Origin of the sequence: Enterocloster alcoholdehydrogenati (assembly GCF_013282095.1) — a bacterium.
Taxonomy (GTDB): domain Bacteria; phylum Bacillota; class Clostridia; order Lachnospirales; family Lachnospiraceae; genus Enterocloster; species Enterocloster alcoholdehydrogenati.
Genome location: NZ_BLTJ01000022.1, coordinates 19,660 through 29,510 on the forward strand (window position 1 = coordinate 19,660; position 9,851 = coordinate 29,510).

Sequence of the window (9,851 nt, forward strand, 5' to 3'; positions counted from 1 at the left end):
CTATCGGACGATATTCTATCATTTACGCCGATCCCCCGTGGCGGTACGCCCAAAAGGGCCTGCAAGGGGCGGCGGAGCACCATTATCCCACAATGGGAATTGACGAGCTATGTGCGCTCCCGGTGGCGGATCTGGCCGCCCCGGACAGCGCGCTTTTTTTGTGGGCGACTTTGCCCCAGCTCCCAGAGGCCCTGCGGCTGATTAAGGCGTGGGGCTTTCAGTATAAGTCCGTGGCTTTCGTCTGGCTGAAGAAAAACCGGAAGGCTGATAGCTGGTTTTACGGCCTGGGCTTTTGGACGAGGGGAAATGCGGAGATCTGCCTGCTGGCAACAAAAGGGCATCCGAAGCGGCAGGCGGCCAATATCCACCAGTTTATCATTTCCCCCATTGAAGCCCACAGCAAAAAGCCGGACGAGGCCCGGGAAAAGATTGTTGCCCTTATGGGCGATCTACCCCGGGTGGAGCTGTTCGCAAGACAGACGCCGCCCGGCTGGGATGTGTGGGGAAACGAGGTGGAAAGCACCGTCCCGGACTTTGGGACAAATTGTCCCGAAGTCCCCAGGGTGAGAAAGGAGGTTGATCCATGCCCTATGTGAATGTCCCGAACGACTTATCCAAAATCAAAACGAAGATGGCGTTCAATCTGACAAAGCGCCAGCTCATCTGCTTTGGCGGGGCGGCGGCCATCGGCATCCCGTCCTATCTGCTGGCACGGGAGCCCCTGGGGAATACCGGGGCTATGTTCCTTATGCTGGCGGTCATGCTCCCGGCGTTCCTGCTGGCGATGTATGAAAAAGACGGGCTCCCCTTTGAAAAAGTGGTTCATAACATCATCCGGGCCAAATTCCTGCGGCCCGGGGTTCGGCACTATCAGACAGAAAACATTTACGCCCCGTTTACCGGGCGGGGCGCTGTGAGAAAGGAGGATGCGATTGCGAAAGGCAAAAAGCAAAAACAGTCCCGGAAGGGGTAATAGCCGGGCGGCCCTGTCCGTCCAGCAGACAATCCCCTATCTGGCGATGCACCCGGACGGGGTGTGCAAACTCCCCGGCGGGCTCTATACAAAGACCGTGGAATATGAGGACATCAATTATTCCGTGGCAAGCACCGAGGATCAGACGGCGATTTTCGGCGGCTGGAGCTCGTTCCTCAACTACTTTGACAGCACTCTGCCGTTCCAGCTTTCCTTTATCAACCGCCGTTCCCATTCCAGGAGCCGCTACAAGGTAAACATCCCCCAGGCGGATGATGATTTTAACAGCGTCCGGGAGGAATTTACCGGGATGCTGAAAAATCAGATCGCTAAAAGCAACAACGGCATTGAACGCTCTAAATACATCACTTTCGGCATACCCGCCGAAGGAATCGCGGAGGCCCGCCCCCGCCTGGAGCGCGTGGAGGCCGATGTGATGGGGAACTTCAAGCGGCTTGGCGTTCCCTGTGAGCCGATGGACGGGCGGGCAAGGCTGGCCTTGCTTTATAGCCAGATGCACCCGGGAAACCGGGAGCCGTTCCGCTTTTCGTGGAAGGACATTCCGCAGACCGGGCTCGGCACAAAGGACTTTATTGCCCCGGACAGCTTCGACTTTCGGCAGTCCCGCTCATTCCGGATCGGCCAGTATTGGGGCGCGGTGTCCTACTTGCAGATTTTAGCGTCCGAGCTCTCCGACAAGCTCCTTGCGGAGATTTTGGAGATGGATGCGGAAATGACGGTCACGCTCCATATTCAGACGGTGGATCAGCTCAAGGCCATTAAGACCATCAAGGGCAAAATCTCCGACATCGGAAAAATGAAAGTGGAGGAACAGCGCAAGGCGGTGCGGGCCGGGTACGATCCCGACATCCTGCCGCCCGACCTTATCACATTCAGCAAGGACGCGGCGGAGCTTCTGGCTGACCTCCAGTCCCGCAACGAGAGGATGTTCCTGCTCACTTTCACGGTGGTAAACTTTGCCCCCACCCGCCAGCGGCTGGAAAACGATGTGTTTACCGTGGGCGGCATCGCGCAGAAATACAACTGCTCCTTAAAGCGTCTTGACTGGCAACAGGAACAGGGCTTTGTGTCCTCACTGGCTCTCGGCTATAACGAGGTGGAGATTAAACGGGGTATGACTACCAGCTCCACGGCGATTTTCATTCCCTTTATGACAAGGGAGCTGCGGATGGCTGGGCAGGCCCTCTACTACGGCATGAACGCCCTTTCCCACAATGTCATCATGGCTGACCGCAAAAAGCTGAAGTCGGCTAACGGGCTGTATCTCGGCTCTACCGGCTCTGGAAAATCTTTCGCCGCAAAAAGGGAGCTCTTAAATGTGTTCCTTGCCATCCCCCAGGATCGGATTTTGATTGTTGATCCGATGGGGGAATATGCCCCGCTGGTTCGCAGGCTGGGCGGCCAAGTGATCGAGATTGCCCCGGACAGCCCCCACCACTTAAACCCGATGGATGTGGAGCTTAACATGACCGCCGGGGAAAGCCCGCTCTCCATGAAGGCGGATTTCCTGCTTTCCCTGTGCGAGCTGGTGGTAGGCGGCAAGGACGGCTTACAGCCCATCGAAAAGACGGTGGTTGACCGCTGTGTGCGTCTGGTCTACCGGAAGCAGGCCCTGGGGCTTGCCACGGAAAAAACGCCGCTGTTGCAGGACTTGTACGAGGAGCTTCTCAAACAGCCGGAGCCGGAGGCCCGCCGGGTGGCAACCGCCCTGGAGCTCTACTGTACGGGCTCCCTCAATCTCTTTAACCATCCCACCAATGTAAAAACGGACAGCCGGGTGGTGTGCATCGTGCTCAAGAACATGGGAGAAAACCTCCGCAAGATTGCCATGCACATCACAAACGAGTTTGTCTCCCAGGCGGTGGACACCAACTTCCGGGAGGGCGTGGCGACCTGGTGCTACTTTGACGAGTTCCATGTCCTGCTCCGCGATCCTCTGACCGCCAGCTATTTCGTGGCGGTCTGGAAGATGCTCCGCAAAAAAGGATGTGTCCCCAGCGCACTTACGCAGAATGTGAAAGACCTTTTGGCCAGCCGGGAGATTGAGAACATTCTCGACAACACGGATTTTATGATCCTGCTGTCCCAGGCCCAAAGTGACCGGACGATTTTGGCAAAACAGCTCGGCATTTCCGAGCACCAGCTTTCCTACATCACCCACTCCAATTCCGGCGAGGGCCTGCTGTTCTATGGGAATGTGATCATCCCCTTTGTGGATCGGTTCCCGAAAGGCGAGATCTATAACCTGCTGACCACCCGCCCGGAGGATGTGAAAAATGAAGCGAAAACCGAATAACGGCGCGGGCCCCGAACCCAGGGAGGCGGCTGGGGCCGCCGATTCGGGCGGGGCTGGCGAAGGAAACGCCGGGGGCACTTCGGGACAAAGTGTCCCAAAGTCAAAATTCCGGCAGAAAAGCAACCAGGAGAAAGCGGCGGCGTCCAAACTCCGCATGGAAAAGCGCGGGGAAAAGCTCGATCGGGCGAAGGAAAAGCTGGCAAAACAGAAGCCGCCCAAAAAGCCGGGCCCGGTGAGGCGTGTGGGCCGGGTGGCCAGCGGCTCCGCCCACGGCTTTGTGCATGGGAAGATTTACGAAAACGAGCATGAGAATGTGGGCATCGAAGGGGCCCACCGCTCCGAGCTTGTGGGCGAGTCTGCCCTGCGGCATGGCTCCCGGTTCGTGAAACGGAAAATCCGGGAACATCCAGCGAAGGCTGTCCGGCGGGCCGAGTCCAAATATATCAAGGCCACGGCGGACTATCACTTCCACACCGCCGCCCAGGAGCACCCGGAGCTTTCTAAAAATGCCCTGTCCCGCTACTGGCAGAAACGGCGGCTCCGCAAGCGGTATCAAAAGCAGGCAAAGGAGGCCGCCAAACACGGGGCCCAGGCCGCCGGGAAAACGGCTGTTACCACAGAAAAGCTGGCGGCCCGGGCGGTGGGTTTTGTGAAACGCCATCCCGTGGGCTGTCTGCTGGCTCTGGCCTGCGTCCTGCTTGTGCTGGTAATGCAGTCCTGTTCTTCTTCCCTTGTTACGCTGGGAAACAGCACCATCGGCGCGGTGGGGGCCAGCACCTATCCTTGCGAGGACGGGGATCTGCTGGGGGCCGAAGCCGCTTACTGTGACTTGGAGGCAGAGCTTTCCGACTATCTGGACAGCTACGAAAGCACCCACGACTATGACGAGTACCACTTCGACCTGGACGAGATCGAGCATGATCCCTATGTGCTTCTTTCTCTGTTGTGCTCGCTCCATGAGGGCCAGTGGACGCTTGACCAGGTGGAGGGCTCTCTGCAAACGCTCTTTGACAGCCAGTACATTCTGACCGAGGATGTGGTGGTGGAGGTGCGCTACCGGACGGAAACCCACACCGACAGCGAGGGCAACGATTACGAGGTGGAAGTCCCCTACAATTACTACATCTGCTATGTGACGCTGGAAAACAAAAACCTGTCCCATCTGCCTGTCTACCTGTTAAGCGAGGATCAGATGTCCCGGTATGCCATCTATATGGCAACGCTGGGAAACCGCCCCGACCTGTTCCCCGGCTCCGAGTATGTGGGAAAGTACACGGAAACGCCGGACGGCTACGAAGTGCCCAGGGAATATCTGGACGATGAAACCTTTGCCGCCATGCTCTCCGAGGCGCAGAAGTACATCGGCTATCCCTATGTGTGGGGCGGCTCCAGCCCATCCACTTCCTTTGACTGCTCGGGCTATGTGTCCTGGGTGATCAATCACTCCGGCTGGAATGTGGGCCGCCTGGGGGCCCAGGGGCTCTATAACATCTGTACGCCGACCAGCAATCCGCAACCCGGTGATCTGGTCTTTTTCAAGGGCACTTATGATACGCCGGGGGTGAGCCATTGTGGGATTTATGTTGGTGATGGGCGGATGCTCCACTGTGGAGATCCCATCGGTTACGCAAACTTAAATACAAGCTACTGGCAGTCTCATTTCTACGCCTACGGGCGTTTACCATGATTGGAGGTTATCTATGGCAACGGCAAAAAGCATGAAAATCCAGGCCGAGATTGATAAGGTCAAGGCCAAAATCAGCGAACAGCAGGCCCGTCTGAAAGAATTGGAACAGAAAAAGCTGGAGGCGGAAAACAGCGAGATCGTGGACATCGTGCGGGGCATGAGCATCCCCCTGGCGGAGCTCCCGCTCCTGTTTGAAAAGCTGAAGGGCGATGGGGCTTTGGGACAAATTGTCCCGAAGTCTGAACCTGGCGGGAAGGAGGAAAATTGAATATGAAACGATGGAAGTCTCTGACGGCGGCGCTCTGTGCCGCCGTTCTTTTATGTGGCTTTTCGGCTGTCCCGGCCTTTGCCTATGCAGACGGCGGTGAGGGCGAAAACTATGGCGATCCCACCATGACCGAGGAAACCACGGCCCCGGAGCCGGAGCCCACCATTGAACAGGGCGAGGGCTTCTCGGAGGAGGGAAACCTTGTTACCCGCGATCTGCTCTATGACGAGCACACTAACAAGCAGTTTATCACGGTACAGACGGCGGGCGGGAACACCTTTTACATTGTCATTGACTATGACAAGCCCGTGGACGAGGAAGGCGAGCAGTATGAAACCTACTTTTTGAGTATGACGGACGAAGCCGATCTGCTGGCTGCGGCGGAGGCTGCCGGGGTGGAACAGGCCGCCTGCTCCTGCTCTGAAAAATGCGCGGCGGGGGCTGTCAATACGGATTGCCCGGTCTGCGCTGTCAATATGACCGAGTGCGCGGGCGTGGAGCCGGAACCCGTGGAAACGGAGGAAACCGGGGAACCCGCCCCGGAGGAGGCCGAGCCGGAAACGGGCGGCAATATGGGGATGCTTCTGCTGGTGCTGGCCGTAGTGGTGATCGGCGGCGGGGCTGGCTGGTACTTTAAGATTTACCGCCCGAAACATGAAAAAGCCGCTGAACCCGAGGAGGACTACGGCGGGGAGCTGGATGGCTATGACGGCGGGGAACCCTACGGGGACGAGGACGGCCCACCCTGGGACGAGGAGGACGATGACGGAGAGGAGGCTGACAAATGAGATTTACCAACAGCCCCTTTGAAACAATGATGAAGCAGAAGCCCCGTCCCCAGGCTCCGGCCACGCCGAAGCCGCCCAGGGGCTCCCGTTGCTCCGGGTGTCCCTACTGGCGGGGCATCGGCTGTGTGTCCTGCTACCGGGAACTTTTGAAAGCCCCGGCTGGCGGGAGGTGAGGCCATGTCCCGCGAACTTACCCGGGAGGAGAAGGCGGCCATCCGCTCCCTTGTGGTAAAGTGGTGCGCCAACTATGACCGGGAGTGCGGGTGCCTGCCGCTGGACTGTGAGTGCTATATGCTGGGGAAATGCTGGACAGGCGCATACTGCCGCTATTTCCGGGAGGCCGTCCTGCCCCTTGATCCGGCGCTGGAGGCGGCTCTCTTGACCGAGGGGCCCAGGCCGGATTTTAAGGTCTGCCCGGTCTGCGGCGGGCCCGTTCCCCCGGATCGTCGGCAGGCGTACTGCTCGGCGGCCTGTGCAAAGAAAGCCCACCGCCGCCAGCAGAGGGAATATATGCGGAAAAAGCGGGGCTGGGGTGTTGACAATTAGGCCCATCAAAATCCGCTTGTATCAAGGCTTTCCGGGGCCGAAACGGGGCGGGCCGTATCAGAGTATGGCCTGCCCCGTTTCGGCCCGGATGCTGTCAACATTTATGCTGTGGGACTTTGGGACAATTTGTCCCGAAGTGCCCGCTTTTTAAGGAGGTGCTACTCTGGAAAGCAATCAAGGCTATGTGATCCGGCAGTCTGTTTTGTTTGACAATGGCCGGGGCTTTGCGCTGGGGGAAAATTTCAAGGCCCCTAATCCATTTGTGACCTGGCAGTTTACCCAGGAGGACGGGAAAAGGGATTACTATTGGGGCCATTACTTCAACGGGGAATGTGAGGCCATCGGGGACTATAACCGCCGTGTGTTCAGCTATGAAAAGCAATATGGCGTTTCCCGGCTGGAAACCTCCGGCCCGGATTTTTTCAAGTATTACTCTACCCAGCGGCCCGTGGATATAGCTACCTATCCCCGTCCGAAGGACAACTTGCCTGTGGCTCATCTCAACTACAACACCCGCCAGCCTGTGGAGGGCGAGTCATTCCGGGCATGGGGCGAGCTTTGGTATCTCCACCCGCTGACAGAAAAGCAGATGGCCGATTATGAACTGCGGCCCGCCCATGACAATCCAAAAGGCCGTGAACCTGTGCCGGGGCGTGGTGCGGAAAAGAAGCCGCCGATTGCCCAGCAGATGAAGGAGGCCGGACGCAAGGCCCTCAAACAGCGGGCCACGGATGCGCCGGAAAAGAAAAGCCCCAGCCGGGACGATAGATAGGAGGTCTGTGTTATGGAGAAAAAGCGGGAACAGGAACTTGCCGACCAGGAGGCCCTGCGGCTGTACCGGGAATTTCACGCCCCGATCCCCAAAAAGCTCCCGGAACGGAAAAAGCCTTTGGACAAGGTAAAGGAGCCGCCCCGGGCCAGCCGCAGTCTGGAACGGGAGGAACGATGACAAAGAAACGCCGCCGCCCGATCCATCTCCATGTAATGGTGTCGGAGGAGGAACAGGCACTCATACGGGAGCGCATGGCCGAGGCGGGCATCCGCAACATGGGAGCCTATATGCGGAAAATGGCCCTAAACGGCTATGTGCTCCATGTTGACCTGTCCCCCGTCCGGGAGCTGGTGTCGCTCCAGCGGCGGTGCTCCAACAACCTAAACCAGGTGGCGATCCAGGCCAACACCTACGGCGGCATTTATCCCGAGGAGATCAAAGGGCTGCAACGGGACTATGAAATGCTGTGGGGGCCCTTGTCCGATCTTTTGAAAAAGCTGTCTGCGATTGTGGAGCGTTAGTCCTGCCGGGGAGCGGTTTTGCCGTTCCCCGGTTTTCACTACTTCGGGACACTTTGTCCCAAGGTGCTGAAAGCCGTAGGCATCCTTGTTGTCCCTCCGGGACAGAGGTATAATGATTATATAGGGGTAAACCGTCAACAAAAATAAGGAGGTATCAAGCTATGCGGATCATTCTGAAAATCATCGCGGCTCCTGCTGTGCTGGCTCTTACGCTGATTGTCGCAATCCTCAATTTCAGCGTTTCCCTTGCGTCCTGGGTGCTTGGCATCCTGTCCCTTATCCTTGCAATGTGCGGCCTGTTCGAGCTGTTCATTCAGAGCAATCCACAATGGGGGATCACCGGGCTGGTGCTTGCTTTTCTGCTTTCCCCTTTCGGGCTGCCCGCCGCAGCCGATTGGCTGGTCTGCAGGCTGGATGATCTCAACTACTTGTTAAAGATATTTATTGCGGGATGACGCTTTGGGACAATTTGTCCCGAAGTGTTATGGACTAAATAACTTTAGCATGATATATTTTAGAAAAACACATTCGGTTTCTTAATGTTATTGGGCCAGTTTAAGGAGATAGAAAATGGAGCAGATTGTAAAATGCAGATCTTTAACAGCGGTTTTTCAAGATGATAGATTGTTACTTGGTGGGCCTCATATAGTTGAGTTTGATACAATAGGTGATCAGAAATTCCATATAAAAATTGAACAATGTGGTGTTAGAATAATTGTGATAACATCAGATAAGGATGCATCAGCTTCTGGCTTATACGCAATACTTACACGCATTGAAAGGCTCTTGATGCTTTTAGATGGGGTATTTATTCACTTATCGGAGCTAAAACTGTCTGAGTCTGATACTGCTGATGAAAAGCAGTTGACCTCTTTCCAAAACAATTTAATCAAAGGGAGGTTGTCATATTTTTCATCGGCCGATTTCTGTAATTACAAAGTCGATAAGCTATTGGAATTTGATACCATTCTCACAGCGGAGTTATTTTACAAATGGGAACAATTACTTGTCGAACTGGATATAGTACACCAAATGTATCTTTACTCTTTGAGCAATAGCAAAATAACAGTGGATGTTAAATGTGCTTTTTTGATTGAATTAGCAGAACCTCTTATTGAAATTATAAAAGTACACACTAAGTTTTTTTCTTCACTTACTCCAGGCTCCCGTGGTACATCATTAAAAAATTGCTTAGATGCGTTAGTCACAAAATATGGAGTAGATATTTTCAATAGCGAATTAAGCGGTGATTATGACCGCTTTTTATCCGCAATAGTTAACAGCAGAGTTAGAATAATGCACATCAAGCGTGAACAAAAAGGGGTATTCCTCAATGGTACGGAGTCTGTTCTCTACATACTGAAATTGAGCTTACTGTACCGAAGAATTTTGTTTGAAGTTTTAGACATAGCTGAAATATATTATAAGGAGAGTTTAATTAGAAGCGTTTCAAGATTGGATACTTGGAATGATGTTTTGAAGAATTTCCTCGCAAGATTATCTTGACAAAATTGTTTGGCGGCTGGAGCACAGCCGCCATCTTTTTTAGAAAGGAGGAGCGGCTATCGCTACAACCTATATCCGGCCCTACAAAGTAGCGGCGGGGAAAACGGCTGTTCAGACGATGGAGGATCGGTTTGCCTATGGGCTCAATCCGAAAAAGATAGGAGCTGTGTCTGCCTACCTCTGCGATCCGTCATCGGCCCCCGCTGAGTTTCTTCTGACGAAAAGCCAGTACCAGGCGGAAACGGGCCGGGCTGTGGAGCGCGGGGCCCTGTTCTTTCAGATCCGGCAGGCGTTTCCGCCCGGCGAAGTGACAGCGGAGGAGTCCAACCAGATCGGCTATGAAACAGCCATGCGCTGGACGAAGGGAAAGTATCAGTTTTTTGTCTGCACCCACACAGACAAGGGCCACCTCCACAATCACATTTATTTTAATTCAACGGCTTTTGACTGCTCCCGGAAGTTCCATAATTTTA

At 55.1% G+C, this 9,851-nt stretch carries 14 protein-coding genes; all 14 read left to right on the forward strand.

The window, feature by feature from the left end; translation table 11 throughout:
- Nucleotides 1-2 precede the first annotated feature (2 nt).
- The gene (locus tag HW447_RS17140) at nt 3-596 is read left to right on the forward strand and encodes an MT-A70 family methyltransferase (RefSeq protein ID WP_330589250.1); all 594 of its coding nucleotides are present in this window, start codon (nt 3-5) and stop codon (nt 594-596) included.
- A complete protein-coding gene (locus tag HW447_RS17145; protein WP_032741782.1) occupies nt 584-973 on the forward strand; it encodes a PrgI family protein in 390 nt (129 codons plus the stop codon). Before HW447_RS17140 ends, HW447_RS17145 begins: the two co-directional genes overlap by 13 nt.
- Nucleotides 927-3,290, forward strand: coding sequence for a VirB4-like conjugal transfer ATPase, CD1110 family (locus HW447_RS17150; protein ID WP_176256255.1), 2,364 nt, complete (start codon nt 927-929; stop codon nt 3,288-3,290). Before HW447_RS17145 ends, HW447_RS17150 begins: the two co-directional genes overlap by 47 nt.
- Nucleotides 3,271-4,977, forward strand: coding sequence for a C40 family peptidase (locus HW447_RS17155; RefSeq protein WP_176256256.1), 1,707 nt, complete (start codon nt 3,271-3,273; stop codon nt 4,975-4,977). The genes HW447_RS17150 and HW447_RS17155 overlap by 20 nt, the downstream gene beginning before the upstream one ends.
- A 13-nt stretch (nt 4,978-4,990) precedes the next feature.
- Nucleotides 4,991-5,245, forward strand: a complete 255-nt coding sequence (locus HW447_RS17160; RefSeq protein ID WP_057571047.1) for a DUF4315 family protein — start codon at nt 4,991-4,993, stop codon at nt 5,243-5,245.
- 2 nt (nt 5,246-5,247) lie between these two features.
- Nucleotides 5,248-6,033: a DUF4366 domain-containing protein gene (locus HW447_RS17165; RefSeq protein WP_176256257.1), complete on the forward strand. Its 786-nt coding sequence runs from the start codon at nt 5,248-5,250 to the stop codon at nt 6,031-6,033.
- Entirely contained in the window at nt 6,030-6,206 is a 177-nt protein-coding gene (locus HW447_RS17170; protein WP_002587884.1) for a hypothetical protein, read from the forward strand. Before HW447_RS17165 ends, HW447_RS17170 begins: the two co-directional genes overlap by 4 nt.
- A gap of 4 nt (nt 6,207-6,210) precedes the next feature.
- On the forward strand, nt 6,211-6,579 hold the full coding sequence (locus HW447_RS17175) for a cysteine-rich VLP domain-containing protein (protein WP_087385717.1): 369 nt from the start codon (nt 6,211-6,213) through the stop codon (nt 6,577-6,579).
- A gap of 184 nt (nt 6,580-6,763) precedes the next feature.
- Complete coding sequence (locus HW447_RS17180; protein ID WP_243176336.1) at nt 6,764-7,351, forward strand: defense against restriction DarA-related protein; 588 nt, start codon at nt 6,764-6,766, stop codon at nt 7,349-7,351.
- Nucleotides 7,352-7,363: 12 nt separating this feature from the next.
- Nucleotides 7,364-7,528, forward strand: coding sequence for a hypothetical protein (locus HW447_RS17185; RefSeq protein WP_176256258.1), 165 nt, complete (start codon nt 7,364-7,366; stop codon nt 7,526-7,528).
- Nucleotides 7,525-7,872, forward strand: coding sequence for a plasmid mobilization protein (locus HW447_RS17190; protein WP_176256259.1), 348 nt, complete (start codon nt 7,525-7,527; stop codon nt 7,870-7,872). Before HW447_RS17185 ends, HW447_RS17190 begins: the two co-directional genes overlap by 4 nt.
- Before the next feature lie 161 nt (nt 7,873-8,033).
- On the forward strand, nt 8,034-8,327 hold the full coding sequence (locus HW447_RS17195; protein ID WP_176256260.1) for a CD1845 family protein: 294 nt from the start codon (nt 8,034-8,036) through the stop codon (nt 8,325-8,327).
- Between the two features lie 115 nt (nt 8,328-8,442).
- Nucleotides 8,443-9,378 carry a HEPN domain-containing protein gene (locus HW447_RS17200; RefSeq protein ID WP_176256261.1) on the forward strand — a complete coding sequence of 312 codons (936 nt, stop codon included), beginning with the start codon at nt 8,443-8,445 and terminating at the stop codon, nt 9,376-9,378.
- 118 nt (nt 9,379-9,496) lie between these two features.
- The coding region (locus HW447_RS17205) for a relaxase/mobilization nuclease domain-containing protein (protein WP_176256262.1) at nt 9,497-9,851 on the forward strand (355 nt) is incomplete at its 3' end.

Coding starts and splice junctions, on each gene's coding strand:
- HW447_RS17145 (WP_032741782.1), top strand. CDS start 584: ATGCCCTATGTGAATGTCCCGAACGACTTATCCAAAATCAAAACGAAG.
- HW447_RS17150 (WP_176256255.1), top strand. CDS start 927: ATGCGATTGCGAAAGGCAAAAAGCAAAAACAGTCCCGGAAGGGGTAAT.
- HW447_RS17155 (WP_176256256.1), top strand. CDS start 3,271: ATGAAGCGAAAACCGAATAACGGCGCGGGCCCCGAACCCAGGGAGGCG.
- HW447_RS17160 (WP_057571047.1), top strand. CDS start 4,991: ATGGCAACGGCAAAAAGCATGAAAATCCAGGCCGAGATTGATAAGGTC.
- HW447_RS17165 (WP_176256257.1), top strand. CDS start 5,248: ATGAAACGATGGAAGTCTCTGACGGCGGCGCTCTGTGCCGCCGTTCTT.
- HW447_RS17170 (WP_002587884.1), top strand. CDS start 6,030: ATGAGATTTACCAACAGCCCCTTTGAAACAATGATGAAGCAGAAGCCC.
- HW447_RS17175 (WP_087385717.1), top strand. CDS start 6,211: ATGTCCCGCGAACTTACCCGGGAGGAGAAGGCGGCCATCCGCTCCCTT.
- HW447_RS17185 (WP_176256258.1), top strand. CDS start 7,364: ATGGAGAAAAAGCGGGAACAGGAACTTGCCGACCAGGAGGCCCTGCGG.
- HW447_RS17190 (WP_176256259.1), top strand. CDS start 7,525: ATGACAAAGAAACGCCGCCGCCCGATCCATCTCCATGTAATGGTGTCG.
- HW447_RS17195 (WP_176256260.1), top strand. CDS start 8,034: ATGCGGATCATTCTGAAAATCATCGCGGCTCCTGCTGTGCTGGCTCTT.
- HW447_RS17200 (WP_176256261.1), top strand. CDS start 8,443: ATGGAGCAGATTGTAAAATGCAGATCTTTAACAGCGGTTTTTCAAGAT.